The sequence below is a fragment of the Rhodoblastus acidophilus genome (assembly GCF_900187365.1).
In the GTDB taxonomy this organism is placed as follows: Bacteria; Pseudomonadota; Alphaproteobacteria; order Rhizobiales; family Beijerinckiaceae; genus Rhodoblastus; species Rhodoblastus acidophilus.
Genome location: NZ_FYDG01000001.1, coordinates 238,243 through 263,802, shown reverse-complemented (window position 1 = coordinate 263,802; position 25,560 = coordinate 238,243). Strand labels below are relative to the sequence as shown.

At 65.6% G+C, this 25,560-nt stretch carries 23 protein-coding genes; 8 read left to right on the top strand and 15 right to left on the bottom strand.

The annotated features are described in order from the left end of the window. Positions 1–5 precede the first annotated feature (5 nt). From CFB24_RS01135 to CFB24_RS01115, 5 genes are all read right to left on the bottom strand, one after another. Positions 6–668 carry a MotA/TolQ/ExbB proton channel family protein gene (locus CFB24_RS01135; RefSeq protein WP_088518729.1) on the bottom strand — a complete coding sequence of 221 codons (663 nt, stop codon included), beginning with the start codon at positions 666–668 and terminating at the stop codon, positions 6–8. Between the two features lie 2 nt (positions 669–670). Beyond that, complete coding sequence (locus tag CFB24_RS01130; protein ID WP_088518728.1) at positions 671–3,172, bottom strand: TonB-dependent receptor; 2,502 nt, start codon at positions 3,170–3,172, stop codon at positions 671–673. 38 nt (positions 3,173–3,210) lie between these two features. Next, a complete protein-coding gene (locus CFB24_RS01125; RefSeq protein WP_088518727.1) occupies positions 3,211–3,945 on the bottom strand; it encodes an energy transducer TonB in 735 nt (244 codons plus the stop codon). Next, on the bottom strand, positions 3,942–4,352 hold the full coding sequence (locus CFB24_RS01120) for an ExbD/TolR family protein (protein ID WP_088518726.1): 411 nt from the start codon (positions 4,350–4,352) through the stop codon (positions 3,942–3,944). The genes CFB24_RS01125 and CFB24_RS01120 overlap by 4 nt, the downstream gene beginning before the upstream one ends. Before the next feature lie 307 nt (positions 4,353–4,659). Then, positions 4,660–4,896 (bottom strand): hypothetical protein, encoded by a 237-nt coding sequence (locus CFB24_RS01115; protein WP_088518725.1) that lies wholly within the window; start codon positions 4,894–4,896, stop codon positions 4,660–4,662. Positions 4,897–5,086: 190 nt separating this feature from the next. On the opposite strand from CFB24_RS01115, the gene CFB24_RS01110 reads away from it, so the two are divergent. From CFB24_RS01110 to CFB24_RS01100, 3 genes are all read left to right on the top strand, one after another. Further along, entirely contained in the window at positions 5,087–5,743 is a 657-nt protein-coding gene (locus tag CFB24_RS01110; RefSeq protein WP_088518724.1) for a TetR/AcrR family transcriptional regulator, read from the top strand. 208 nt (positions 5,744–5,951) lie between these two features. Beyond that, positions 5,952–7,115 carry an efflux RND transporter periplasmic adaptor subunit gene (locus CFB24_RS01105; RefSeq protein WP_088518723.1) on the top strand — a complete coding sequence of 388 codons (1,164 nt, stop codon included), beginning with the start codon at positions 5,952–5,954 and terminating at the stop codon, positions 7,113–7,115. A gap of 3 nt (positions 7,116–7,118) precedes the next feature. Then, a complete protein-coding gene (locus CFB24_RS01100; RefSeq protein WP_088518722.1) occupies positions 7,119–10,274 on the top strand; it encodes an efflux RND transporter permease subunit in 3,156 nt (1,051 codons plus the stop codon). A 38-nt stretch (positions 10,275–10,312) separates the two neighbouring features. Here CFB24_RS01100 and CFB24_RS01095 read toward each other — a convergent pair whose 3' ends face one another. Continuing rightward, the gene (locus tag CFB24_RS01095) at positions 10,313–10,507 is read right to left on the bottom strand and encodes a hypothetical protein (RefSeq protein WP_088518721.1); all 195 of its coding nucleotides are present in this window, start codon (positions 10,505–10,507) and stop codon (positions 10,313–10,315) included. A gap of 385 nt (positions 10,508–10,892) precedes the next feature. Here CFB24_RS01095 and CFB24_RS01090 point away from each other — a divergent pair, with 385 nt between their 5' ends. The 3 genes from CFB24_RS01090 to CFB24_RS01080 all read left to right on the top strand — a co-directional run bounded on the left by CFB24_RS01090 (position 10,893) and on the right by CFB24_RS01080 (position 13,548). Beyond that, the gene (locus tag CFB24_RS01090) at positions 10,893–12,482 is read left to right on the top strand and encodes an alpha-amylase family glycosyl hydrolase (protein ID WP_176440403.1); all 1,590 of its coding nucleotides are present in this window, start codon (positions 10,893–10,895) and stop codon (positions 12,480–12,482) included. Between the two features lie 263 nt (positions 12,483–12,745). Then, positions 12,746–13,000, top strand: a complete 255-nt coding sequence (locus CFB24_RS01085; protein WP_088518719.1) for a WGR domain-containing protein — start codon at positions 12,746–12,748, stop codon at positions 12,998–13,000. Between the two features lie 116 nt (positions 13,001–13,116). Then, entirely contained in the window at positions 13,117–13,548 is a 432-nt protein-coding gene (locus CFB24_RS01080) for an ATP-binding protein (RefSeq protein WP_088518718.1), read from the top strand. Between the two features lie 114 nt (positions 13,549–13,662). Here CFB24_RS01080 and CFB24_RS01075 read toward each other — a convergent pair whose 3' ends face one another. Then, positions 13,663–14,733: an acyltransferase family protein gene (locus tag CFB24_RS01075; protein ID WP_088518717.1), complete on the bottom strand. Its 1,071-nt coding sequence runs from the start codon at positions 14,731–14,733 to the stop codon at positions 13,663–13,665. Between the two features lie 69 nt (positions 14,734–14,802). Between CFB24_RS01075 and CFB24_RS01070 the strand changes: the two genes are divergently transcribed. Beyond that, positions 14,803–15,549, top strand: a complete 747-nt coding sequence (locus tag CFB24_RS01070) for a sialate O-acetylesterase (protein ID WP_088518716.1) — start codon at positions 14,803–14,805, stop codon at positions 15,547–15,549. Here the strand turns inward: CFB24_RS01070 and CFB24_RS01065 are convergent. The 4 genes from CFB24_RS01065 to CFB24_RS01050 form a co-directional block, all read right to left on the bottom strand. Next, positions 15,546–16,799 carry a VpsF family polysaccharide biosynthesis protein gene (locus CFB24_RS01065; RefSeq protein ID WP_088518715.1) on the bottom strand — a complete coding sequence of 418 codons (1,254 nt, stop codon included), beginning with the start codon at positions 16,797–16,799 and terminating at the stop codon, positions 15,546–15,548. The two genes, CFB24_RS01070 and CFB24_RS01065, sit on opposite strands and share 4 nt — an antisense overlap. Positions 16,800–16,939: 140 nt before the next feature. Continuing rightward, positions 16,940–18,037, bottom strand: coding sequence for a glycosyltransferase (locus CFB24_RS01060; protein WP_088518714.1), 1,098 nt, complete (start codon positions 18,035–18,037; stop codon positions 16,940–16,942). A gap of 93 nt (positions 18,038–18,130) precedes the next feature. Further along, complete coding sequence (locus CFB24_RS01055; RefSeq protein ID WP_088518713.1) at positions 18,131–18,799, bottom strand: methyltransferase domain-containing protein; 669 nt, start codon at positions 18,797–18,799, stop codon at positions 18,131–18,133. A 162-nt stretch (positions 18,800–18,961) separates the two neighbouring features. Beyond that, a complete protein-coding gene (locus tag CFB24_RS01050; RefSeq protein WP_088518712.1) occupies positions 18,962–20,428 on the bottom strand; it encodes a S10 family peptidase in 1,467 nt (488 codons plus the stop codon). A gap of 140 nt (positions 20,429–20,568) precedes the next feature. On the opposite strand from CFB24_RS01050, the gene CFB24_RS01045 reads away from it, so the two are divergent. Continuing rightward, positions 20,569–20,814, top strand: coding sequence for a thioesterase domain-containing protein (locus CFB24_RS01045; protein ID WP_088518711.1), 246 nt, complete (start codon positions 20,569–20,571; stop codon positions 20,812–20,814). On the opposite strand, the gene CFB24_RS01040 is transcribed toward CFB24_RS01045, so the two are convergent. The 4 genes from CFB24_RS01040 to CFB24_RS01025 are packed head-to-tail and all read right to left on the bottom strand — an operon-like array spanning position 20,767 to position 25,559. Further along, positions 20,767–21,798 (bottom strand): CobW family GTP-binding protein, encoded by a 1,032-nt coding sequence (locus CFB24_RS01040; protein WP_088518710.1) that lies wholly within the window; start codon positions 21,796–21,798, stop codon positions 20,767–20,769. The genes CFB24_RS01045 and CFB24_RS01040 overlap by 48 nt on opposite strands. After that, positions 21,795–23,495, bottom strand: coding sequence for an ASKHA domain-containing protein (locus CFB24_RS01035; protein ID WP_088518709.1), 1,701 nt, complete (start codon positions 23,493–23,495; stop codon positions 21,795–21,797). The genes CFB24_RS01040 and CFB24_RS01035 overlap by 4 nt, the downstream gene beginning before the upstream one ends. Beyond that, on the bottom strand, positions 23,495–24,520 hold the full coding sequence (locus tag CFB24_RS01030; RefSeq protein ID WP_088518708.1) for a uroporphyrinogen decarboxylase family protein: 1,026 nt from the start codon (positions 24,518–24,520) through the stop codon (positions 23,495–23,497). Before CFB24_RS01030 ends, CFB24_RS01035 begins: the two co-directional genes overlap by 1 nt. Further along, positions 24,513–25,559, bottom strand: coding sequence for a uroporphyrinogen decarboxylase family protein (locus tag CFB24_RS01025; RefSeq protein ID WP_088518707.1), 1,047 nt, complete (start codon positions 25,557–25,559; stop codon positions 24,513–24,515). The genes CFB24_RS01030 and CFB24_RS01025 overlap by 8 nt, the downstream gene beginning before the upstream one ends. Between the last annotated feature and the right edge of the window lies 1 nt (position 25,560).

Here is a 25,560-nt window from a genome sequence, read left to right as displayed (position 1 = left end):
TCTCCTCAGGCCGTGGCGCCGACGGGCGAGTCTTCCGGCGCCGCAGACGCTGGCGTCGAAGACGCCTGCGCCTCGTGAGCAGGAATGGCTTCGGTCAGCAGGATCAGGCGCTTGAACTGCTCGGTCAGGTTGTCGGCCATGCGATGCAGGAAATTGTGGCCGACCAGCCCGCACAGCGCGGTGAAAATGCCGATGGCGGTGGCGACCAGCGCGGCGGCGATGCCGCGCGAGACCGCCGCCGGATCGGACACGCCGCCCGACGACAACGCGTTGAACGCATCCATGATGCCCAGAATCGTGCCGAGCAGGCCGAGCAGCGGCGCGGCGGTCACGATGGTGTCGAGCAGCCACAGCCGCGCGCCGATGCGCCCGTCCACGTCGATGAACAAGGCGGCGGAGAGATCCTCCAGCCGCTCGCGCTTGATCCCGGCGCGCGCTTGGGCCTCGACATATTCGGCGAGGCCGCGCGTGATCGGATCGGCGCCGCCGAGCACGTGCGCGCCGGGGCGCACGGCCCCCTCCCGCGCGGCGCGGGCGAGCTTGCCGGCCTTGAAGCCGACAAGGATGTAGTAGATCAGCCGCTCCAGCAGGACCAGCGTGAGCAGACCGAGCATTCCCCAGAGCAGGACGATGCAGATGTGATGGAAATAAGCAGTGTCGATGGCCATGGTCAGAACGCCGTCTTCATGGTCAGCAGGGCGGAGAAGCCCTGGCCGAGATAATAATTGGGCGTCCCCGACGCGGCGATGGCGCCGCCGAGCGTCCCCGTCGTGGCCTTGGCGTTGTTGGCCAGCGAGTTGACGCCGGTGAGAACGACGCGGTCGGTCAGGTTGAACAGATTGAGCTGGAGGGTCGGCTTCTTGGCCCAGCCGTAATCGTCGAAACGATAGCCGATCATGGCGTCGAGCCGGCCATAGCCGGGGATGCGCTCGTCGTTCACATAGGTCGAATATTGCCCGGCGATGGCCTTGAAGATGAGATTGCCGAGGATGTGGCCGTCGTCATAGTCGATGCCCACGGCGACGCTGGAATTGGGCGTGCCCGGCAATTGCTTGCCCTTGGTCGGCAGGTAGTCGAGGGACTTGGCCGTCGTGGTGGTGCGCCAGTTGTCCAGCATTTCACTATGGACCAGTTCGCCCGAGACATAGGGGCGGAAGTTGTTCCAGCGCCGGAAGCCGATTTCGGCGTCAACGCCGTAGATCATCAGGCGGCCGACATCGAGCGTGACGCCGGTATAGGTGGCGCCGGTTCCCGCCGGGTCGAGTTCGTTGGTCGATTGCTGGAAGTGGTCGAACCGCGACAGGAAACCGGTCACCGAGGTGGCGAACAGTTCGCCCTGGTGGCGGTGGCCGATTTCATAGGAAACGCCGCGTTCCGGGGGAATGCTGTTGATCGGCGCCGTCATGGCGCCGTTCGCATAGGCCGTGTAGAGATTATAGTTCGGCGCGGTGCGGATGGTGGTGCTGACGCTGGCGATGAACTGGTTCTTGTCGTCCCAGCGATAGCGGACCCCGGCGGTGGGCAGGAACGCCGTGTTGTGCAGATCGACGACCGGGCTGGCGGCATAGGGCAGTTGGTTTACGACGTGGCGGTCGATGAACGCCTGTTTGGCGCCGAGTTCGAAGGTCAGCTTGTCGTTGTAGGTCCAGGTGTCGCCGACGAAGATCACATTGGTGAGCGTGTGGGTCCAGGCCGCGCGCTTTTGCATCGGCCCGCCCGGACAGGCCACCGGCGTCGAGCCGGATTTGCAGACCGCGCCCGCCGGCAGCGCAAAATTATTGCTGACGGCGAAGGGGTCCGCGACCGAGCCGTCAGAGGCGAGCGGCTCGAACGGGCCCCACTGGTGATGCAGCGCGTCTTCGAGCCAGTAGCCGAGCACCAGCTTGTGGGCGTCCATCGTCCAGGTCAGCTTGTTGATGACGCCGGGGCGGACGGTCTCGGTGATCGACGGATTGTAGTAGAGCACGTTGTCGGTCAGCGTCGAGCCGCCGCCATAGTTGACGTTCGTGACCTTCAGCCCGCCCCAGCCGATTCCGGTGGCCTCGTTCATGGCGGTGACGCCGCCGCCATTGCCGAAGCCGTACCAGAAATAGGGAATGGTGTCGAAAGTCAGGTTGGGCGCGAGGGTGAAGTTCGACGGCGCCGAGGCGATGACGTTCTTGAACGGATTGATCTTGTAGCCGGCGTAATTGGCGTAGGCGCTCTGGTTCGACAGCGTGGTGAAATTGCTCGGCAGATGCGCCGGCCATCCCGTGGTGTAATTGCCGGCCGAATATTGCGCCAGCGTCGGGAACGGCCACTGGGTGTTGGTCATGTCGTTGTAGATCACCGACAGGCGGATCGTATCGCCGGCGTCGATGTCGTAAACCGACTTCATCTCGATATTGTAGCGGTCGTCGCGGCCGAGATGGTTCCAGTGGTTGTCGCCCAGATGCGAGAACGAGACATAGCCGCGGTAATCGCCGATCTGCCCGGTGTCGACCCGCATATATTCGCGGAAGGTCGCGTTGGAGCCGGCGCTGAAGCTGAGCACGCCGCCGGCGGTCTTGGACGGGTCGATCATGTACATGTTGATGACGCCGCCGACCGCGCCGATATGCGGCGAGTCGAGGTCGGCCGACCCTTGCGCGATCGAGATCGAGCTGATGTTCTCGGAATCGACATATTCCTGCGGGTAGAGCGCGAAATTGCCGGAATCGTTGATCGGCGCGCCTTCGATGGTGAAGCCGAGATGGTCGGAATTGAAGCCGCGCACGCGGACATTGCCGCCGGACAGGCCGATATTGTCGGTGCTGACCGCGTTGACGCCCGGCAGCAGCTGAATCATCTGGTAGGGACTGGCGGTCGGCTGCAGCTTGTCGATGGCGTCGCGGGTGACGGTGGAGCGCGTCTTGGTCGCGTCCTCCTCGATCATGTAGCCGCCGCCGAGATCGGCGCGGGTGACGCCGAACGGGTTCGGCGCGCCGTCGCCGGGCGTTCCCTCGCCGCCGCCGGCTTGGACCGTGCCGAAGTCGGTGGGGGCGGCGGTGAGGCCGCCCATGGCGCGGGAATCGCGCGAACGGGGTTGCGCCCCCGGCTGGGCGGCGGCGTCCGGCGGGGCCGTCTGCCCCAGCGCCGACGGCGGAAGGGCTGTGCCGGCGAGTAGGGCCAGCGCGAGAGTTTTCAGCTTCATGTCGGTCCTCGTGGGTTCAAGTCTGTGCAATCGCGTGGTCAGAAGACGATCCGGCCGGTGAGCTGGGAGGCGCCGCCGGCGGCGGAGCCGCAGCCGGACGACAGCACGCTGGCGCGCGCGGCCTGGTCGAGCAGCCCCGATCCCGAACTGGAGGTGACGGAAACCCCGGCGATCGCGCCGCCGGAAACCGAGACGCTGACGCCGACCGCGCCATGCGGATTCTGCTGCCGCGCCTCCTTGGAGGTGGGATAGCGGGCGTGCGCCTGCAGGCAGGCGCGGAAGGCGGCGGCCGAACCGGCCGAGGCGCGCGGGGCGGCGGCGGGACCGCCGCGCTCCGAACGCGGCGCGGCCGCCGCGCGGCGCGGCGTCGCCTCGGCGGGCTTCGCCCGGGGCTTCGGCTTGGCGACCGGCTTGGGTTCATCGTCCTCGTCGTCCGGCGCCTCGACGACTTTTCGTTTCGGCGGCTTGAGCTTTTTCGGCGGCGGCAGCGCGCCTTCGGGCGTCGTCAACGGCGCCTTCGCCTCGGGTTTGGGCGGTGGCTCGGGCTGCGGCTGGGGCGGCCGCTCCGGCGTGGGTTCGGCCTTGGGCTCCTCCGGCGGCGGCTCGACCAGCGACAGCTGGAGGTCGGAGGCGGGCGACGGCTCCGGCTCGCTGTTCAGACGCTCCGGCGCGGCGAAGAAAAATCCCGCCGCCATCGCCGCCGTCAGCGCGAGGCTGGACAGGTGGCTGACGACCTCGGGCCTGCGCCAGCACGATCCCGGCGTCGCGCTCATGGCTTCTGCTTCGCCACGATCTGGGCGCTGGCCACGCCCGCCGCCTTCAGCGCGTCGAGCACGCTGACGAGATGCTGGAGATTGGCGCCGGAATCGCCGGCGATAATCACCGCGAGCGGCTTGTCCGGGCTGTTGGCGGCCTTCAGGCGTTCGGTGAGCGCGGCGAGTTCGATGGCGACGCCGTCAAGGAACACGCCGCCGTTCGGATCGATGCCGACCTGCATGCGGGTGCGCTCGACCATCTGGTCGGGCCGCGCCGAGGTCGGCGGCGCGATGCGCAGGCCAAGCGCGGGCAGCACGTTCATGCTGATCAGCACGAAGAACACCAGCAGGAACATCATCACATCGATCATCGGGATGATTTCGATGCGCGCGCGTTTTTCGGTCTTCCGGGGCCAGCTTCGCATGGCAAGGCATCGTCCTTTGGCGTCTCGCGTGGCCGACACCAAAAGAAGCTTTGCCTGACGCGCTGATGACCAAAGCGCGACAATTGGATTACGCGCGTGATCGGGCGCATGGACGCCGCCGCCCCGCCCTGAGAGAGACGTTGGTAAATTATTTATTTCTAAGGTTTTTTTGGAGCCGGCGCGGCGACGTGTCTTTGGCGCCACAGCCGATGGCAAAGGCGATGCGCAGCCGGCTCCTCGGCCTGGCCTGCGCCGAAAAAGTCAGCCGCGGCCGCATCATAACCCATCCGTCGCGCCAGCGCGGCGCTCAGTCCTTGCCGCAGTCGCGGCTCTCTCGTGTGTCGATCTCGCCGTTGAGCCGGTGATAGCTGGTGACGCGCACCCGGCAGCCGTCCTCGTCGCGATAGGTCCGGACAATTTCATGGCGGCGCCAGTCGCCGTCGCCCGCGCCGGTTTCGAGCGCCGCGGCCTCGCCCGTCGGCGCCCCAACAAGCCCAAGCGCCGCCAGCAGATGAGCGATCGCGATCCTTCGAGACGGCGTCATGGCCGATGTCTCCGTGGCTGGGGCCGGATCCCCGGGGCGCTCCGACGCGCCGCCCGGCCCGGCGTGACGATCTTTAAACTAAACCGTTTCGTTTTTGTTGCAAGCCTGGTTGTTCCGGCCTAAGGTCCCGCATCGACGAGGGCCAGCGCGCCCGCTCCGACGCCGCGTCGGGCGCCAGGAGATGTTGGACATGCCCAGACCGAGGAAGCAGGAAGCCACCGACGAGACCGGCGAAAACCGCAAGTACCGCCTGATTCTCGAAAAGGCGCGGGCGCTGTTCCTGCAATTGGGCTTCGATGCGACCAGCATGGACATGATCGCCCGCGAGGCCGGCGTGTCCAAGGCGACGGTCTATGTGCATTTCACCGGCAAGGACGATCTGCTGCTCCGGCTGATCGACGACGAATGCGGCCGGCTGGGTCCGCAGGCCTTGTGGCCCGCGCATGACGGCCCGATCGACCTTGACGCCGAACTGCTGGGCATCGCGCGCCGCTACACCGCCTTCTTTCTGCAAGATCGCGGGCTGGACCTGCATCGCCTGATCATGATCAGCGCCGGCCGCTTTCCCAAGGCCGTCGAGACCTTTTGGCGCGCCGGGCCGGGACGGTGCGAGGACGAGATGTCGGCTTTTCTGGAGATCGCCATCGCGCGCGGGCTGCTGCGCATCGACAACATCCGTCTCGCCGCCGTGCAGTTTCTCAGCCTCGTGCAGGGCCGGCTGCACCTGCGCTGGGAAATGTCTCTCGGGCCGCCGGGCGCCGCCGAATATCAGGCGCTGATCGAAGGCGGCGTGCGCGTGTTCCTCGCCGCCTATCGCGCCGGTGGCCGCGTCGGGCCGCAAGCCTGACGCATCCCTCGCCTGTCAGGCCTCGCGCGCGCGGTCGTCCGCGCCTTCGGAGTTCCGGAGATTTTTCATGAGCCTTATCGCTTGTCTGAAATTGCGCCGCCCGACCAGCCTCGTTTGCGCGCGGCGGCCCAACGGGCCGCCTCTGCGGCGGCGGTTCAGCCGTCCTCCGCAAAACCTCGCCGCTCAAAACTGACACTGGAGCCGACCCATGCCTTCCGCCCTCCGTTCTTGCGCCCTTGGTTCGTGCGCCTTTGTCGTGGCGATGCTGTTAGCCGCCCCGAGCTTCGGGCAAGCGCCGGCCGGCGGTCCGCCTTCGGTGGGCGTCGTTCCCGCGCGCACCAAAGCCGTCACCGAAACCACCGAGATCAACGGTCGCGTCCAGGCGATCGGCCGCGTCGATCTGGTCGCGCGCGTCAGCGCCTGGCTACAGGACCAGTTGTTTGCCGAAGGCGCCGAGGTCAAGCAGGGCGACCTGCTGTTCCGGCTGGAGCAGCCGCCGTTCCAGGCCGACGTCGAGGCCAAGCGCGCCGCGGTGGCGCAGGCGGAGGCGCAGCTGGAGCTGGCCAATCTGACGCTGAACCGCGCCGAGGAACTGCTGAAGACCAACGCCGCCAGCCGCAGCACCGCCGACAACGCCCGCGCCGCCCAGCGCACGGCGGCGGCGCAGCTGCGCTCGGCGCAGGCGCAATTGCGCCAGTCCGAGATCAACCTGGGCTATACCGAGATCCGGTCGCCGATCGACGGCCGCATCGGCCGCATCGCCATCACCCCCGGCAATGTCGTAGGCCCCTCCTCCGGCGCGCTCGCCACCGTCGTCAGCCAGGACCCGGCCTATGTCGTGTTTCCGGTTTCGGTGACGCGGCTGCTGCAATTGCGGGCGCAATTCTCGACGCAGGGCGGGCTGGAGGCGATGAAAATCCGGCTGCGCCTGCCTGACGGCCGCGTCTACGGCGAAACCGGCCAGCTGAAATTGCAGGACGTCAGCGTCGCGCGCGACACCGACACGATCATTCTGCGCGGGACCATCGCCAATCCGCCGCTGCGGGGCGGCGGTCACGAACTGACCCATGACGAAATGGTGCGCGTGATACTGGAGGGGCCGACGCCGCGCGACATTCTGGCGATCCCGCGCGCCGCCGTGCTCACCGACCAGCAGGGCTCTTACATTTATGTCGTCGACGACAAGGATGTGGCCCGGCAGCGCCGGGTGAAGCTGGGCCAGTCCACGGCAGAGACCGCCGCGGTGGTCGACGGCCTTGCCGAGGGCGAGCGCGTCATTGTCGAGGGCGTGCAGCGGGCGCGCCCCAATGCGCAAGTCGCCCCGACACCTTTGGCCCCCACGCCGGCGGCGGCGCAGATGGGGGAGAAATAAGCCATGATCGCCGATGTCTTCATCGACCGTCCCCGACTCGCCGTCGTCGTCGCGCTGGTCACGACGCTGGTCGGCGCGCTGGCGCTGCTGCGCATTCCCGTCGCGCAATTGCCGGACATCGTGCCGCCGCAGGTGCGCGTCTCCTCCACCTTTCCCGGCGCCTCGGCGGAAGTGCTGGAGCAGACGGTGGCGCAGCCGATCGAAGCCAAGGTCGTCGGCGTCGACAAGGCGATCTACATGAAAAGCACGAGCGGCAATGACGGCTCGTACACGCTTGACGTTTCCTTCGAATTGGGGACCAACGCCGACATCAACACGGTCAACGTCAATAACCGCGTGCAGAACGCTTTGGCGCAATTGCCGGCGGAAGTGCGGCTGCAGGGCGTCAACGTGCAAAAGCGTTCGTCGTCGATGCTGCAGGTCATCGACATATTCAGCGACGGCCAGAAATACGACCAGCTGTTCCTGGCCAATTACGGCCTGATCAACATTCTGGATGAACTCGCGCGCGTGCCCGGCGTCGGCGAGGCCACGATGTTCGGGCGCTCGAACTATTCGATGCGCATCTGGTTCAACATCGAGAAGCTGTCGAGCCTGGGCCTGTCGCCTTCGGATGTCGCCAACGCCATCGCCGCGCAGAACGTGCAGGCGCCGGTCGGCCGCCTCGGCGCGCGGCCCGTGCCGAACGATCAGGCGTTCCAGTTCAACTTGCAGACCCAGGGGCGCCTGACCACGCCGGAGGAATTCGGCGCCATCGTGCTGCGCGCCAACCCGGATGGGTCGACCTTAAAAGTGTCCGACGTCGCCCGCGTCGAACTGGGGGCGCAGAGCGCGGACACGTATTCGCGCCTGAACGGAGAGCCGACGGTCGGCATCGGCGTCTTTCTCGGACCGGGCGCCAACGCCATCAACACTTCCAAGGCGTTGCGGGCCAAGCTCGACGAACTGCGGCCCCGCTTCCCCGAAAACTTGCAGGCGCGCGTGGTTTACGACGCCACCGTTTTCGTCAATGACACGGTGTCGGCGGTGCTACATACGCTGCTGGAAGCCTTTGTTCTGGTCGCGCTGGTGGTGTGGCTGTTTCTCGGCAACCTGCGCGCAGCGCTGATCCCGATCATCGCCGCGCCGGTCAGTCTGATCGGCACGTTCGGCGTGCTGGTGGCGCTGGGCGCCTCGGTCAACACCGTGTCCATGCTGGCGCTGGTGCTGGCCATCGGCATCGTCGTCGACGACGCCATTGTCGTGGTCGAAAATGTCGAGCGCGTGATGGAGGAGGAGCCGGACCTCTCGCCCGCGGCCGCCGCGAAAAAGGCCATGGCGCAAGTCACCGCGCCGATCATCGCCATCACTTTGGTGCTGCTGTCGGTGTTTACGCCGATCGCCTTCCTGCCGGGCGTGATGGGCGAATTGTTCCGTCAGTTCGCGATCACCATCAGCGCGGCCATGCTGATTTCGGCGATCAATGCGCTGACGCTGTCGCCGGCGCTCTGCGCCCTGTTCCTGCGGCATGAGCCGGAGCGGCATGGCCTGTTGCAAAAATTCGGGCGCGGCGTCGATCGCGCCCGCGACGGCTATGTCGGGGTGGTGCGCATGGCGCTGCGGCGTCCGGCGCTGTCGGTGGCGGCGGTCGCCGCCTGCGCTGTGGGGATTTTCGGCCTGTCGCTGGCCACGCCGACCGGCTTTTTGCCCGAGGAGGACCAGGGCGCCTTCTTCATCAACGTGCAATTGCCGGAGGGCGCCTCGGTGGCGCGCACCGAAACCACGGTGGTCCAGGTCGAGGGCATCCTGCGCAAAATGCCGGAGGTGCAAGATGTCATCTCCATCGTCGGCCTGTCGCTGCTCGACAATTATTCCGCGTCCAACAACGCGTTTGTGATCGTTCGGCTCAAGCCTTTCGAGGATCGCGTCGCGGCCAGTTCTTCGGCGCAGGCCCTGATCGGCAAGACGTTCGGCGCGGTGCAGCAGGTGCGCAGCGCCAGCGTGCTGCCGTTCAACCTGCCGCCGGTGATCGGTTTGTCGACGGCGGGCGGCTTTCAGTACCAGCTGGAATCGCTCGATGGCGCGGAGCCCGCCGCGATGGCCAGCGTCGCCAACGCCCTGCTCGCCTCGGGCAACCAGAACCCAAAACTCACCCGCGTGTTCTCCACCTACAACGCCAATTCGCCGTCGATCTGGCTCGACATCGACCGCGACAAGGCGCAGGCGCTGGGCATCGGGGTCAACGACATCTTCTCCACCCTGCAGATCTCGCTCGGCGGCTATTACATCAACAATTTTAATATGTTCGGGCGGACATGGCAGGTCAATCTGCAAGGCGACGCCTCCGCGCGCCGCGACCTGCCGTCGCTGTGGGACATCTATATCCGCAACGCCCGAGGCGAGATGACGCCGCTGCAATCCATCGCCAGCCTGCGCACGGTGACGGGGCCGGCGGTGATCACGCGCTACAACAATTACCGCTCCGTGACGATCAACGGCTCGCCGGCGCCGGGCGTGTCCTCGGGCGCGGCCATGCAGGCGATGGCCGAAGTTTCGGCCAAGACGCTGCCGCCGGGCTATACGTTCGAATGGACCGGCACGGCCTATCAGGAGCATGAAGCCGTCGGCAAGACCGGGTATATTCTCGCGCTCGCGGTGATCTTCGCCTTCCTGTTCCTGGTGGCGCTCTACGAAAGCTGGGTGATCCCGATTCCGGTGCTGCTGTCGTCGACGATCGCGGTGTTCGGCGCCTTCGCCGGCATGCTGATGGGCGCGATCACGCTCGATCTTTACGCCCAGATCGGTCTGGTCGTGCTGATCGCGCTGTCGGCGAAGAACGGCATTCTGATCGTGGAATTCGCCAAGGAGCAGCGCGAGGCCGGACGCTCGATCCTGGAGGCGGCGGAACAGGGCGCGCGCCTCCGGTTCCGGGCGGTGATGATGACCTCCATCGCCTTCATCCTCGGCCTGGTTCCGCTGGTGTTCTCCCATGGCGCGGCCATGATGGCGCGGCGCAATTTGTCGACGCCGGTGTTCGCCGGCATGATCACGGCGAGCCTTGTCGGAATTCTGTTCATTCCGATGCTCTATGTCGTGTTCCAGTCGCTGCGCGAGCGCGTTAAGGCGCGAGGGCTGGCGCAAATCGTGTCGTTCCGGCCCGGCGCCCGCAAGACATATTGAAACGAACGTCTCCGGCCTTGCGGCCGGAGACGCGCCGTTCACTCGTCGCCGTGTTGCTCGGACTGGATTCCTTTGCTGTCCTGTCCGCGCTCCTTGCTGCGCCGCTGCTTGTCGCGGTTGCTCAGAATTGTGTTTTCCTCGACGGTTTCGGGCTTGAGATCGCTCATGGCGCCGCCGCCCGAGCCTTTGCCGTGAGGCCCGACGCCGACGTGCTTCCGATCGGCATTCGCCATGTGTGATGTCTCCTGTGTGGCCGAGTCTTCGCCGCCATGTGAACGCGAATTGTCTCGCTTCCGCTCGCGGCGCGCGGACCCGAAGGGTCCAACTCTTTGCTGATTCAGGGAAAACAATGCGCGTACGGCATCGTTCCGACTTGCCGGGCGTGAGAAACGATCCCGCGGCGAAAATCCGCCGATGAGGCGCGCACGGAACCCGCGCCGCCCGCTCCCGTTGCAGAGGGGTCGAACGGGAGACGCGGACGCGAGCCATGCTGTTGCGCACAGAACCCGCCGCCCTTGTGCGGCCTTGCTTAACCAAGGACGAGTGCCGCCAGGACGAAGCCTGGCCTGGGCGGCCGCTGCGCGCCAACGCAGGCGTCACGCTCGGGGTGCGCGCGGCATGAACATGGACACGCCGCACTGGTGGCAGACCGCCGTCATCTATCAGATTTATCCGCGCTCGTTTCAGGACAGCAACGGCGATGGCGTCGGCGACCTGCGCGGGATCATCCGCCGGTTGCCGCATCTGGTCGAACTCGGCGTCGACGCGCTGTGGCTGTCGCCGATCTCGCCCTCGCCCATGGCGGATTTCGGCTATGACGTTTCCGATTACACCGGGGTCGATCCGCTGTTCGGCGACATGGCGGATTTCGACGCGCTGGTCGAGGCGGCCCATGCCGCGAACCTGCGGGTCATCCTCGACTTCGTGCCGAACCACAGCTCCGACCGGCACCCCTGGTTCATCGAAAGCCGCGCGTCTCGCGACAGCCCCCGGCGCGACTGGTACATCTGGCGCGATCCCGCCCCGGATGGCGGGCCGCCCAACAATTGGTTGTCGGTGTTCGGCGGAGGCGCGTGGGACTTCGACGCCGCGACGGGCCAATATTATTACCACGCCTTTCTCGCCGCGCAGCCGGACCTCAACTGGCGCAATCCGCGGGTGCGCGCTGCGCTTTACGAGGCGATGCGCTTCTGGCTGCGGCGCGGCGTCGACGGTTTTCGCATCGACGTCATCTGGCATCTGATCAAGGACGATCAGTTCCGCGACAATCCGCCCAATCCCGACTTCAAGCCGGGCGATCCGCCCTATCACGCCCTGATCCCGCTCTACACGGCCGACAGGGATGAGGCGCACGAGGTCATCGCGGAGATGCGCGACGCCATCAAGAGTTTTCCCGAGGCGCTGTTGATCGGCGAAATCTACCTGCCGGTCGAACGGCTCGTCGCCTATTACGGCCGCGATCTCGCCGGCCTGCACCTTCCGTTCAATTTCTCCCTGATCGGCGCGCCGTGGCGCGCCGCCGCGCTGAAGAAAATGGTCGACGATTACGAAGCGGCGCTGCCCAAGGGCGGCTGGCCGAACTGGGTGCTCGGCAATCATGACAAGCCGCGGATCGCGAGCCGGATCGGACGCGCGCAGGCGCGCAACGCCGCCATTCTGTTGCTGACGCTGCGCGGGACGCCGACGCTCTATTATGGCGAGGAGATCGGCATGACGCAGGTGGAGATCGCGCCGGAGCAGGCGCGCGATCCGTGCGCGCGCTCCGGCTCCGGCCGGGACGGGTGCCGCACGCCGATGCCATGGGACGGCGGGCCGCACGCCGGATTTTCCGACGCCGAGCCGTGGCTGCCCCTGGCCCCGGACTTCAAGCAGGAAAATGTCGCCAACCAGCGCGACGACGCCACGTCGATCTATCGCCTTTACCGCCGCCTGACGGCGTTGCGGCGCCAAAGCAAGGCCTTGTCGATCGGCGCCTATCGGCCCGTCGCCGCGACGGGAGACGTGTTCGTCTTCTTGCGCGAATTCGATGGCGAGCGCATCGCCGTCGCCCTCAACCTCGGCGCCGAAGCGACCGCCGTCAGCTTCCGCTTCGGCGGTTTGACCGGCCGCATCCTCGTCTCGTCGATGGGAGACCGGGACGGCGAACCCGTTGACGGCGATATCGATCTTCGGCCGAACGAAGGCGTCGTCATCGCCTGCGCGGTTTGATGCGCATCAGCGCGACGCGGTCGGGTCATGGGCATCGCCGCGAACGCGACGGCGGGCGGCCAAGCTACGACAAGACTCTGGCCTCCGGGCGTTTTTCGTCGCTGGATGAGATCGACGCCGGCGCGCGAAGACGAATTATCCCGTGCAGAGCGGCGTGAAGCCCCGCGGCTGTCATCGACGCCGTGAATCAATCGCGGCCGGATTGATTCAGTTTATGCGTTGGACAGCAGGCGAATTTGCCGCGACGATTCCGTATGACTTGCATGTCCGACCCTCCGCTCCATCTCGAACGCATCGACGCGTCGCGCAACATGTGGCGCTATTACCAACTCGCGGTTCACCCCACCTTGTTCGGCGAACACGCGCTGGTGCGAAGTTGGGGGCGGATCGGCGCGCCGGGCCGGCGCAAGATCATGACCTTTTCCGAATTGGACGCGGCCAGGCGGGCGTTCATGCGGTTGGAGGCCGCCAAACGGCGTCGCGGCTATGTCGAAGTCCAACCTGACACGGCGTCTTGAAGGCGCCAGAAGCGGCCTGCCGCATCCAGGCTTCGGCGCAGGTCGAAAGCGTATTAAAGATCAAGCCGAGGAGGAAGTGCGCCCTTAGCGTTTGAAAATTCAAGCGCAATTGTGCAATTCCGGGCCGATCCGCGCACATCGCCTTTCATGCTCGCGCCAAGGGCCTTGGCTTGTCCATCGTCGACCGCATCGCTCGTCTGCTGGCGGCCGAAATCACGTTCCGGTCGCGCGATGGGCGGGGCAGTCGCTTTTCTATTTCCGTTCCGCTGGATGACGCGCAATCCTTGCGGTCCGGCCTTCAATTGCTGCTGGAGGGATGGGGCTACGAAACCGTCGCGGCCGGTTTTTGCGAGGAAGCCCTTGACCTCGGCGCACGCGAGGGATGGCGGTTTGACGCCATGGTCGCGGATCATCGTTTGGGCGCCCGTTTGAGCGGCACGCAGACCGTCAACGAAATCCACGCCCGCTCCGGCCGAAAGGTCCCGACCATCGTGATCGCCGGCGACACGTCGCCCGATCGCATCGTCGACATTCATGCGAGCGGTTAGGTGATGCTCCACAAGCCGGTGGGCGCCAACGAGTTGCGGCGGATGCTGTTCTCTCTGCCGCCGCGCGGCGACAGTCCGCCGCAGTCAGCCTGAACGCGGCGGATCCAGAGGGTTTCAGCCGAGCGCCTTTTGCGCAGCGAGCCTTGAGGCCGAGGTCTTTGTCGACAGCCGGTCTCGGATCCAGTTCTGCGCAGGGATTTCAATCATGCGATGCGACAGGCGGGCGGCGAATATGGCCGCGGCGATCGCCAACAGATCGCAAACATGCGGAGCCGAGGCGAGCACAGACAAGTGTTTCGTCCGCAATGCGCCGTAGATGATCGTAAAGATGAAAATATGGATCATGTAGAGGGAATAGGATTCCTCTCCCAAATTCACCAGAATCCGATGCGACAGGATGCGCCCAAGCGGACCTTGCAAGCTGGGGGCGACGGCGATGATCCAACCGAACGCCAGCGGAAACCATACTTCGGAAACGCCAAATATAAGGCCGAGGATAATCAGGACGGAGGCCACAAGAAATTGCGCTTCGGCATAAGGCGCCGATTTGGTCGTCGACATGGCGCTATACAGCAGCATGCCGCCCAGAAATTCCGGAATAATGCGCGCAACGCCAAAATCAATGGTGCGAGTCGCCAGGTGGAACCAGGACCCAAACACAAGCCAGCATAGGGCGAGAAGACAAAGCGCCTTTCTTGCCGATCTTTTAAATGGGATCAGAACAAGGACCGGAAATAGAAGGTAAGCTGTGAATTCCGCACTGATCGACCAGGCCGGGAAATTCCAGGTCATCTGGTCCGTCACGCCCCAGGCCGTCAGCAGCGCGATATGCGCGAAGAAAGCCGAGGCTGTGAAGCGGTCCTCATTCACACTGATTCCGACAGTCTTCGAGGCAATGACAAAAAACAAGAGCAATAATAGCGTGAAAATATGAATGGGGTATATTTTTGCAAAACGCGCAACAATGAAATTGCGGACAAATCCCTCGCGCTGATAAGCGCGCGGCGCGTAAACATGAGTCAGAATATAGCCGGAGAGAATAAAAAAGAAGTCGACGGCCACGCCGCCCTTTCGTATCATCTCCAGATGGATCGGCGCTGAAGAGTAGTCCATGGCATGATGGACAACGACCAGTATCGCCGCAAAAAACCGAAGTGACGTAAGGGGGGCGATTTGCGGCGGCATGATACCCCTTCACGAGAGTTGCGGAAGCCCGGAACCCGACGGTGTCACCTCGTCCTGAAGGTCGCGTTAATGGCGGCCTTGTCGTTCAGTCCGTTGAGCCGGGCCTGGGCCGCTCCGCTTGCGAAGCTCGATATTTTTCTGCTGTTCGGGCAATCGAATATGTCGGGTCGCGCGGAGTTGGACGGCGCGCCGGACTTGGTCCACTCCGATCATCTCTGGATGTTTCGCAACGGCTCGTTTGTTCCGGCCAGGGAGCCGGTTTCGGACGATCCTGAAGCGGCTTTTGGCCCTTCGCTCGCCTTCGCCGACGCGCTGTATCACGACACGCAGCGATCCATCGGGCTGATCAATTGCGCGCGCGGCGGCACCAAGATTGTCCAGTGGGCGCCTGACGACGATCCCGGCAGTCTTTACGGGAGGTGTCTGGGCCAAGCGAAACAGGCGCGGACTTTCGGTCGCCTGCGGGGCGCTATTTTTTACCAAGGCGAATACGATTCCTGGAATTTGGACGATGCGGCCGGTTGGAGCGCGCGGGCGACGCGGATGCTGCAACGTCTCAGGACAGACCTGAATGCGCCGTCTCTTCCGATCATCGTGACGCAAATCGGCCCGAACCCGCCCGACAGCGAAACGGCGTCGCCGGCGCGCGTTCTCCTTGCGGCGCAGGAAGCGATCGCATTGCCCCACGCGGCGGTCGTCTCCGCCCGGGATCTCCCCTTTCAAAGCGACAGGCTCCACCTCAATCAACAAGGCGAAATCGTGCTCGGCGGTCGTTACGCCAAGGCGATGTGGCGTTTGATGCAAGCGGCGCGTTAGTCGCGGTCGCCGCCCGCTTCGGGCGCCATGCGCGCGGCGCTCTCCTTGTTGAACATAAACAGCAACAACAGCGAAAACTGGTTGAAGATCATGGATTTCGTCGAGAGGCCATTCATGGAGCTGACGATGATCAGGAAATAGATCAACAGGACGGAAACGCCCGGGCGGGCGCGCCTCCAGTACTCAAACAGCAGGGCGATCAAGCCGATGACGAAAAAGAGCGTCATCCAGGCGCCGTAAAGGAAGATCAGAGCGATCCATGTGTTCTCGATGCCAATGGGGATGCCGGCCATGCCCAGGTTTGAGATCAACAGATCGAGACGCGGACCGAACAGCACGTCGCTCGTATCGAACATGTTGAACAGTTGCAGCGCGACGACTCGGGATTGCGCGGAGCCGCTGTCGTCGACGAAACGGGCGATGGTGTTGTCGAACATCCCCGCCGACGCCGCCCCCGCAACCGCGAGAAGGAGCAAAGGCGTAAGGATTAATCCGGCGAGCACGCGACCGAGGTCGACGCGGGCGCCAAGCAGAAAAAAGGCGAATTTGAACGCCAGCACGCCGCCCACGATCAGCGACGACAGCACCAAAGCGGTGCGTCCGCCAAAGACGGCCAGGGCCAGCAAGCAAAGGCCGATGATCGCGACGCGACGTCGCGGGCCCAATTGCGGATCGCCGCCCAGACAAAGACAGAGGAGATAGGCGCCCGTGGTTGACGCGTTCATCAAGGGATGGCCGAGGATGGCCGTCGGGCGGTCGTCGCCCGGCACCGGCAGCCCGGCGATGGCATAGGGAAACAGGCGGGTCTGCGTCACCAGTTCGAGAACGCCGACCGCGGCGTTGACGACCAGGATGACATGCAGCGCCTTGCGCATGAAATCGCGCATCGCCGGAGAAAGATCATCGTACGCGAACAGTGCGGCCAGCGCGACCAGATAAGTTTCGATGATCGCGGAAAGCGGCGTCTGCTGAACCAGCACGCTGTAGGCGGCGAGCGAGACCCACATAGCCAGGAAGAACGCGGCGCCGGGGAGCTGTTGCAACAGGCTGCGCGCATAGCGCAAGGGGTGACGCTGGCCCAGAAAGCGGAACGCGATGGCCAGCGTCGCGAGATAAGTCGCCGGATGAAGCTTCTCCCAGGCGGGACCCTCGGCAACGTCATATTTCAGGCCGACGGCCGAGAGCGCCATCGTCGATATGGCGAAACAGGCCAGCATCGCGGCGACCAGCGTGATCGTCGCCAACGTCAAGGCCCAAGGCCGTGGCGACCGATCCGCCGAGACCGGGAGAGCCGGCATTAAGTTTCTCTCGTCGTTATAACAGGTTCGGACAAAGCGTCAGGGCGCGCCATTCGGATGATCGAACATCGCCAATGACGGTTACCAAAGGGTTAGCCGCGTGGCGCCGCGCGGGCGGAAGTCACGGCGCGAATGACGGACTCGTAGGCGTCGAGCGCCGCGCCCAGCGAAAAATCGCGCGCGCGCTCCTGTCGCGGGGCGGGATCGCCGGGCTGGGCGAGCGCCGCCGCGATAGCCTCGGACAAAGCCTCGACATCGCCGACGGGAACGAGCGCGCCAAGCGCGGGATCATTGAGGATTTCCGAGGGGCCGCCGCAATCGGTGGCGACAACCGGCAAGCCATGCGCCAAGGCCTCGACGCAGGCGAGGCTGAACGTCTCGCGCCGGGAGGAAAGCGCAAAACAGCGGGCGCGGTTGAGCTCGGCCGCGATGTCGCGCGTGAAGCCGGGCAGCGCCACGCGGTCGGCGACGCCGAGCGCCCGCGCCTCCGCCTCCAGCTTCGCCCGCTCCGGTCCTTCGCCCAGGATGACCAGACGCGCATCAGGTTTTTGCAGGCGCGCGAAGGCGCGAATGAGCGTCGTGTAATCCTTGTCGGGCGCGAGCCGGCCCATCGACAGAACGATCGGATCTCGTGCGGCCAGTTCCGCTGGCGAAAGGACTTCGGGAAAAGGCTCGGGCGCCGCCGGATTGTGTATCGTCCTCACCTTGTTCGAGGGCGCGGCGAAATGGGCGACAAGATCGTCGCGCAGTTGTTGCGAAACCGCGACGGTCGCTCCGGCCAGCCGCGACAGGACGGGCGTCAGCCGATAGCCGAGTGCGCTGAGCCCCTCATTCTCGCTCAAATAAAACCCGTGATAGCCGAGAACGGCGCGGCCGATCCGACCCGCCAGCGTGGCGGCGACGGCGTGTTTGAGGTTGGAGACGGAGAGCGCCGAGAGGCTCGCGTCCGGCCGTTCGCGTTTCAGTATGTGCGCCAGGGCCATCGTTCCCCGCCAATGCCCGCGCGGCAGCACCCGCAGATCGACGGCTCGCGACAGGAGATGAAGAGTTTCCTGCGCGTCGAAATCGACGGCGAGGATCACCTGATGCCCGCGCGCGGCGAAGCCGGACGCAAGGCGCGCAACCACCCGCTCGGCGCCTCCCGACGTCATGGCATGGGTGTAAAACAGCAGTTTGCGGCGTTCGGTCATGGAGCTTCAGTCTGGCGAATTGTCGTTGCGCACGGATTTTGAAGGCGGAAGCGCAAAACGCATCGGACGCCTTTTATGTAGCGACTGGAGGGTTTATTGCTTTGCGGCGCCGCCGTGACCCCAGACTGCGGTGTATGACTTCGTCAATCCAATCAATTTTTCCTGAAATATTTGCGATCCCGGGAACAGAAATTGAAATTCTGGCTTCGTCAACAAGTTTATTTCTTCGATATAGGCGCGGGCGATATCGACGTTCGGAACATCTTCATAACCGCGCCGAGGCAGAACCGGCAGCAGAATGACGCGCAATGGATTGGGCAGCCAGTGAAAAAACGGAATCATGAAATGCTGCTCGACGGGAAACCAGAACGATGGCGTCTGAACGAAGCCGGCCTCCGCGACCGAGCGCAATTCCTGAGCGCAGACTTTCATATTGGCCCAGGTCTGCAAATGCTCGATGACGGAATTTGAGACGACGAGATCGAACCCGCGCGTTTTGAAACTGGAGAGGTCGAGGGCGTTGGCATATTCGCCTTCAATCCAACTGGCGTTGGGATCGACGACAATATCGGCCGGGTCGATGTTGGTGATCGTAATTTTCTCAATATTTTTCACATCGACCGTCTTCCAAAATTCGGCCCGGCCGCCGACGTCCAGAACTTTTATGGGGCGGTTCTTTTGCTGGGATAAATGGTTCACAAGCTCCACAAGCCGTTGGTTACGCTTTTTTCTGAAAAAACTTTGAAGCTTGGCGACCAGCATATCAGTCCTCTACTCGCGACCGTTGCCCTTTGCACGGAATCCGCGCAGAACAATCGTCGCAGGCGGATCGAGACGTGGAAGCGACTTGTACGCGACGTCCGTTATCATGCCGTTAGGGGGGCCGCGCGGGCGGAGCCGGGGCGGCGACCATGGCCGCCGGCGTCACCGGCCTTCGATCAACTTGCGCGCCGCATCGCGCAAAGCGGCGCGCGACTCGTCTTCAGCGTAGAACATATGCCCGCCGGCGAGGGCGAGAAAGCCGATCCGATCCGGCGCGCCCACCGCCGCGCTCTGGTCGAGCAGCAGGCGCGTGGCGAAATAGGGCGTGACCAGATCGCTCAGGCCATGCGCCACCAGCACGCGAAGCCGGGGATCGAGCGCCATGGCGTAGCGCAGGTCGGAGAGGGCCTCCTGGCTTTGCCGGCCCGGCCCCCAATCCCAGTCGCGCGCGACCCGGTCGTTGAGGATTTCGTACTTCAAATCTTCGACCGGCCATTTGAGCCGGTCCGTCGTCAGCCGCGTCATGGCCTCGGCGAGCGGGGCGCGCAGGGCGTCGAGAACGGGATCGGGCCAGTCGTGGCGGTCTCGCCCGGGCGCAGGGTCAAGCCCACGGACGCCCCCGTCATAGGGACTGGCGACGGCGCGGCCGGACGGGTCGGACTCGCGCGCCCAATCCGAGGCGCCGATGCGGCCGCCAAGGCGGCGGACGCGGTCCTGCGGCAGGCCGGTCAAGGCGGCGACGCGACTTGAGACGCGCTCCAGCGCCGCTTCGTCCTGCGGGCCGCGCAGCAGGTCGCGCAGATAGTCTTCGCGCGCGTAAGTCTCCGCTTCGGCAAGGGCGGCGCGAGTCCTGGCTCCGGTTCGGCTGGCGGCCAGCGAGGGCAGCCGCGCGGCGTCGAGCAGCGGCGACCGGCCCTCGATCCAGGAAAAGTCGAGCACGGGCGAGATCAGGATGAGCCCGTCGACGCCGAGGTTCTGTTTCTCTTGCAGGGCGCGCGCGATCCGGGGCGCCCGGAAACCGCCATAGCTTTCCCCCAGCAGATATCTGGCGCAGCTTTGGCGATGCTCGCGCGCCGTCCAGCGCCGGATCGCGATCGCCAGCGCCTCCACATCGCCATCCACCGACAACAAACGCTTTCGCGCCGCGTCATCCGTCGGCGGCGGCGCATATCCGGTTCCCGGCGGATCGAGGAAAACCAGATCGGCGAAGGTGAGCCAGCTTTCCGCGTTGTCGATCAGGCGCGGCGGCGTCGAGGGAACGGCGCCGGCCAGCGGCAGGCGCCATGGTCCCACAGCGCCGAGGTCGAGCCAGGCTGAAGAGGCGCCGGGACCGCCGTTGAAAGCGAACACCACGGGGCGGCAGGCGCTGTCCGGCTTTGGCTCGACCGTGAAGGTGAGCAGGGCGATGTCGGCGAGGGTCTCGCCGGATCGGCCGTCCTTGACCGGCGCGGTCGACGCGGTCGCCTTGAACGCGATCCTGCGGCCGTCGATCTCGATGGCCTGTTCGGTGACTGCAGGCGGCGGCAGCGGATCGCGCGCCGGCTTCGGCGGGTCGGCGGCGGCCGCGCCGAGCGGGAGGGCGAGCGCAAGGACAACGATCGCGCGTGCGATCCGGCTCGTCAGGCGCATCGGGGCGCGCAGTCGCAATCGAGTCGTTGCGCCGATGTGCTCATCGACGGCCGCCGAAAGCGACGGCGCGCGCGGATGGTGCGTCCCATGTCTTTTCCCCCGCGCGATGAACGTCCTGGCGTCGGGCCGCGTTCCCTGATCTGGAACCCGACGCCCTGCTCGGCTATTCCTTCGACGGTCTCTTCGCGTTCGAGATGGCGCGCCGCCTGACCGCAGCGGGCGAGGACATCGCCGCGCTCCTCTTGCTGGATGCGCCCGTTGCCAGCCGTTTCCTGAGCGAGGCGGTCTCGGCCGCCGGGGGGAATGGATGGATTTTTTTGCGCCCACTCGATCGGGGTTCAGCCGATACAGCGGACTTGGCCGACGCCGCGCGCTGCGTCGGTTGAGCTTGCGCGCGTCTCCGCGAAGTCGTCGAGGCCGGAAAAGCAAGCACGCACGTCCGCGTCGGTCAAATCCTCCGCAATCACCACGAGGCGCGAGCCGTGCGCGGCGTCGGGCCATTGCGCCAGCGTTTCCGGCGGGTGCAGCAGGCGGCGCACGCCATGGACGGCGACCGGATGGCCCTCAATATCCAGCAATCCCTTGAGGCGCAGGATCGCATCGCCATGCGCGTCCGTCAGCCGGGTCCAGGCCTCGACAAACGAGTCCCAGCGCAGCGGCGCGTCGAATGTCAGGCAAAACGCCGCGATGTCGTCGGCATGTCCCGGTTCATGTCGCGCGTTGTCCGCGCATTGGCGGGCCGGGGCGGCCGCAGGACGGACGGGGGGCTGCAACAGCCAGCCGCTGTCCACGACGCCGTGACTGACGATGAGTTGCGGCGCGAACGGATTAATTTCCGTCAGCCTGTCCCGCAGGCGGGAGACCGCCAGCGGCGCGGCGATGTCGCTCTTGCTCAAGACGATGCGGTCGGCCAGCGCCACCTGCTTGATGCAGACGCGACGCCGGCCGAGTTCGCGCAATCCCTGCAACGCGTCCACCACCGCGACCACGCCATCGACGCGGAACAGGCGGGCGAGCCTGATGTCCTCCGCGAAGGGCGCCAGCAGCGGGCCGGGATCGGCGAGGCCGCTGGTTTCGATCACGACGCGCGCGAACGGCTGCGCCGCGCGCCGCTTGTGCAAGTCGAGCAGCGTCGCGGCGAGGTCGCCGCCGATGGCGCAGCACAGGCAGCCGCCGCTCATCACCGTCACTTGGCCATCGACGCGCCCGACCAGATCCTGATCCAGCGCGACTTCGCCAAATTCATTGATGACGATGGCGAAGGGTCCCGACGCGTTTTCGCGCAGCAGCCCAGACAGCAGCGTGGTCTTGCCGCTCCCCAAAAATCCGGTCAGCAGCGTGACGGGAAGGCGCGGGTCCACGCCGGTCACGCCACATCATCGAGCGCCGCCCGCTCGGGCCGGGGAAAAGCCATGGCCGCGACGAAGATCTTGGTGAAGGCTTCGTCATTGGCCAGCTCCACCGCCTCGACGGCGCGCGCCAGTTCCGCCAGCCTCGCCCGGCTGGGCGCGTGGGTCAGCAGCGCCTCGGCGCCGGTTTGCGAACTATTGCCGACATAGGTGACCTTGCCGTCGAACTCCGGCGGGAACAGGCCGATGTCGATCAGGCTGCGCACGGTGAGATGATAGCCGAACGAACCTGCGATCAGCGCGCGGTCCACCTGCGCCGCGTCGAGGCCGTTGCGGCGCAGCAGCACGTCAATGCCGGCGCGCACCGCGCCCTTGGCGAGCTGCACCTGCCGGATGTCGCCCTGCGACAGATAGATCTCATCGGTGAGATGGAACGCCGGCTTGCCGTCGCGCTTGGCGAAGCGGGCCTGAAGAGCGGACGGCAGCGCGGCGCGGTTTTTGGTGAACCGCCCGGAGGTTTCGACCACGCCATGCACAGCCAGTTCCGCCACCGCGTCGAGCAGGCCGCTGCCGCACAGGCCGACCGGCGGGGCGTCGCCAATGGTCTGCACATGCACGTCGCCGCCCGTCAGCGACACCCGCTCGATGGCGCCGCGCGCCGCCCTCATGCCGCAGGAAATGTTCATGCCCTCGAACGCCGGGCCGGCGGCGGTGGAGGTCGCCTGTAACAGGCCGTCGCGGGCCAGCGCCATTTCGCCGTTGGTGCCGATGTCGACGAACAGGGTGACGCCCTGAAGATCGGCCAGACTGGTGGACAACATGCCGGCGGTGATGTCGGCGCCGACAAAGCCCGAGACCACCGGCGGCACATAAACCAGCCCGGTCTTCGCGATCGCAAGCCCGAGCGATTTGGCGGACAGATGCGCGTCGCCCGTCAGCGTCGGCGTGTAGGGATAGCGGCCCAAAGGCTCGGGATCGACCCGCGCGGCGAGATGCAGCATGCAGGTGTTGCCGGCGAACACCGCTTCATAGATGCGGCGGCGCGGAATGCGGGCTTCGTCCACCAGCGCGCCGATCAGGCGGTTGATTTCCGAGATGACTTCCCGGCTCAGCAGCTCCAGCCCCTCCGCCGTCGAGCCGAGCTTGATGCGCGACAGCACGTCCTGGGCGTAGCGCGCCTGCGGGTTGAGGGCCGAGCCCGAATTGACGCGCGCGCCGGTGTTGAGGTCGATCAGCGCGGCGACCAGCGTCGTGCTGCCGATGTCCACCGCAAGGCCATAGGTGTAGGGCGTAGTGTCGCCGCGCTCCTCCGCGATCGCCTGCCCGCCCGCGAGCAGTTCGGTGACGTCGCGTTCGGGCGAATGACGCTTGGCGATCCAGGGCGACAACGGCAGGTCGATCTGCTGGCCGTCTTCGAGAATTTTCAGGCCGTGTTCGGCGCCGACCGGAAGGTCGAGGGCGAGGTCGCCGTCGACCAGAGTCGTGCACAACAGCACGAAGCCTTCGCGCCGCTCGGCTTCCGACAATTTGGCGGAATCCACGACATGGGCGGCGTCGCGGGCGGCGTCGTCTAGGCGCACCTTGCATTTGCCGCAAGTGCCCGCGCCATTGCAGGGCGCGTCGAGCCGGATGCGCCCGCGCCGCGCCGCGTCGAGCAGCGATGCGCCCTGTTCGACTTCGACGCTGATGTCATGCGAACGGAAATGCACCTGCGCCATTACGCGTTTCCCTTCACGGTTTCGGTGAGCGCGCGAATGTTGTGCAGACCGGTCGATGTGCTCAGGCCGCAGGCCGGCGAGATGATGTCGATGCCGTCGCGAATGAGACGCGCGGTGTTGCGCGAAACCTTGTCCGCCTCGCCGAATTCGAGCAGGGCGGTGCTGACATTGCCCATCGTGTTGATCTGCGGAAAATCTTCCTTGAGCTTCTTCAGATTGACCAGCGCGTCCACGCTGATGGCGTCGGCGTGGATGTTGGCGAGCTGGTTGCGGCTTTTCGACATGTCGCCGCAGATATGCACGATGACCTGCTTGCCGCTGGCGTGCACGGCGTCGCAGAGCTGGTTGAGATAACGCACGGCGAAATCCCCGAAAATGCGCGGCCCCAGAATTTCGCCGGTCGCGGTGGGATCGCCGATGGCGATGACGTCGGCGCCGTTGTCGATGACCTCGCGGGCATATTCCACCAACAGCCGCGTCACATAGTCGAGCACGCGATGGGCGTCCTGCGGCTGCGTGCGCAATTCCTTGAGAAAGGTCAGCGGCGTCACGACGGAAGCCGCAGTGCTGACCGGGCCGGACAGGCTGGCGATCACCGGCGTGTCGGGATTGCGTTTTTTCAGATGGTGCGCGGCCTGCACCACGGTGGCGATGCGCCCCTCGCGGATGATTTTTTTCACGTCGCGGATCTCGACCGCGCCGCAGGAGGCGAACGCTTCCTCGGCGATTTTCGGCTCGCAGGACAACGTGCCCGGATCGATGCGGCTTCCCAAAATTTCCGGTTCGACCGTCATGCAGAAGGGCACGCCGAGATTTTCAAAGCCGGTGGCGGCGTGGACGCGTTGCGCCAGCTCCGCCATGCCCTCGGGGTCGAAATGCGCCGCCGGCAGGGTCGGGCTGTTTTCGTCCATCACCTGGGTCACGGCGGCGTTCATCATGCCGCCGGTGCAGATCACGGGCGCGCGATCGACCGGCTGATTGGCGAGAACGCGGTTCAGGCGTTCGCGCGGCGCCATGTCAGACATGCAGGCTCTCCTGTTCGCATAAGTTTTGTGCGCCAAGAGTCATGGCGCGGATGTTTTCGAGCGGCGTGATGCTGGACATGCCGCAGGTCGGCGACAGCGCGTCGAAGCCGCCGGGGCCGGCGAGCCGCGCCGCCAGTTTGGCGATGGGCGCCGGCTGGCCCTGGTGCAGCAGGAAGGTGCTGATGTTGCCGATCAGCGCCACGCCCGGCAGCGCCTCACGCAGTTCGGCGGGGGACAGCGAGGCGTCGGGGATGTAGCCGTCGAGATCGAGCCGCGCCACGGAGGTCGCCGATTTGCCGAGCGCGCCGCACATGTGCAGCAGCGCGCGCCCGCCGGCGGCGTGGATCGCCGCGACCAGCCGTTGCAGATGCGGAAACACGGCCGTTTCGAACGTGCGGGGGCCGACCAGCGCGGGCGTGGCGGTGTCCTCATGGATCGCGATGGCGTCGGCGCCCGCTTCGATCAATCGCCGCGCCCAGGCGATCAGGAAGTCGGTCGCATGGGCGGACAGCGTCGCCGTCTCTTGCGGCCGGGTGCGCAATTCGCGCAGGAACGCAATCGGCTCGACCACCGAAGCGGCGATGCTGACGGGGCCGATCAGATTGGCGATAATCGGCAGATCGCCGGCGTCGCGCGCCAGCAGCCGCACCGCCTCCACCGACACGGCGGCGCGTCCGCGCCGCAGCAATTCCTCGACCGGAGGCGCAACCACGTCCACGACCGACGTATGGGGCTCGCGGACGATGCGCGCCTCGGTTCGGGCGTCGCCAAGGTCGATCTGCGCGCCGAAAATTTCGGCCTCGACGGTCACGCACAAGGGCACGCCGACGGATTCGAAACCGGTGATGCGGGCCGCCGCCAGGGCCAGTCCCGCCATGGCGGCGGCGTCGCCATGCGCTTCCGGCAGGGTATGGCCGGAAAGCGCCACGACCTGCTCCGGCGTCGCGGTCATGCTGCCGCCGGTGCAAATCACTGGCGGCCTGTCCACGGGCTGATGCGCCAGGGCGCGCAAGAACCGTTCGCGGCGAGTGAGAGTCATG

What these genes read in the sequence shown, in the direction of transcription:
- CFB24_RS01135 (WP_088518729.1), bottom strand. Translation starts at nt 668, where the DNA reads ATGGCCATCGACACTGCTTATTTCCATCACATCTGCATCGTCCTGCTC.
- CFB24_RS01130 (WP_088518728.1), bottom strand. Translation starts at nt 3,172, where the DNA reads ATGAAGCTGAAAACTCTCGCGCTGGCCCTACTCGCCGGCACAGCCCTT.
- CFB24_RS01125 (WP_088518727.1), bottom strand. Translation starts at nt 3,945, where the DNA reads ATGAGCGCGACGCCGGGATCGTGCTGGCGCAGGCCCGAGGTCGTCAGC.
- CFB24_RS01120 (WP_088518726.1), bottom strand. Translation starts at nt 4,352, where the DNA reads ATGCGAAGCTGGCCCCGGAAGACCGAAAAACGCGCGCGCATCGAAATC.
- CFB24_RS01115 (WP_088518725.1), bottom strand. Translation starts at nt 4,896, where the DNA reads ATGACGCCGTCTCGAAGGATCGCGATCGCTCATCTGCTGGCGGCGCTT.
- CFB24_RS01110 (WP_088518724.1), top strand. Translation starts at nt 5,087, where the DNA reads ATGCCCAGACCGAGGAAGCAGGAAGCCACCGACGAGACCGGCGAAAAC.
- CFB24_RS01105 (WP_088518723.1), top strand. Translation starts at nt 5,952, where the DNA reads ATGCCTTCCGCCCTCCGTTCTTGCGCCCTTGGTTCGTGCGCCTTTGTC.
- CFB24_RS01100 (WP_088518722.1), top strand. Translation starts at nt 7,119, where the DNA reads ATGATCGCCGATGTCTTCATCGACCGTCCCCGACTCGCCGTCGTCGTC.
- CFB24_RS01095 (WP_088518721.1), bottom strand. Translation starts at nt 10,507, where the DNA reads ATGGCGAATGCCGATCGGAAGCACGTCGGCGTCGGGCCTCACGGCAAA.
- CFB24_RS01090 (WP_176440403.1), top strand. Translation starts at nt 10,893, where the DNA reads ATGAACATGGACACGCCGCACTGGTGGCAGACCGCCGTCATCTATCAG.
- CFB24_RS01085 (WP_088518719.1), top strand. Translation starts at nt 12,746, where the DNA reads ATGTCCGACCCTCCGCTCCATCTCGAACGCATCGACGCGTCGCGCAAC.
- CFB24_RS01075 (WP_088518717.1), bottom strand. Translation starts at nt 14,733, where the DNA reads ATGCCGCCGCAAATCGCCCCCCTTACGTCACTTCGGTTTTTTGCGGCG.
- CFB24_RS01070 (WP_088518716.1), top strand. Translation starts at nt 14,803, where the DNA reads ATGGCGGCCTTGTCGTTCAGTCCGTTGAGCCGGGCCTGGGCCGCTCCG.
- CFB24_RS01060 (WP_088518714.1), bottom strand. Translation starts at nt 18,037, where the DNA reads ATGACCGAACGCCGCAAACTGCTGTTTTACACCCATGCCATGACGTCG.
- CFB24_RS01055 (WP_088518713.1), bottom strand. Translation starts at nt 18,799, where the DNA reads ATGCTGGTCGCCAAGCTTCAAAGTTTTTTCAGAAAAAAGCGTAACCAA.
- CFB24_RS01050 (WP_088518712.1), bottom strand. Translation starts at nt 20,428, where the DNA reads ATGCGCCTGACGAGCCGGATCGCACGCGCGATCGTTGTCCTTGCGCTC.
- CFB24_RS01035 (WP_088518709.1), bottom strand. Translation starts at nt 23,495, where the DNA reads ATGGCGCAGGTGCATTTCCGTTCGCATGACATCAGCGTCGAAGTCGAA.
- CFB24_RS01030 (WP_088518708.1), bottom strand. Translation starts at nt 24,520, where the DNA reads ATGTCTGACATGGCGCCGCGCGAACGCCTGAACCGCGTTCTCGCCAAT.
- CFB24_RS01025 (WP_088518707.1), bottom strand. Translation starts at nt 25,559, where the DNA reads ATGACTCTCACTCGCCGCGAACGGTTCTTGCGCGCCCTGGCGCATCAG.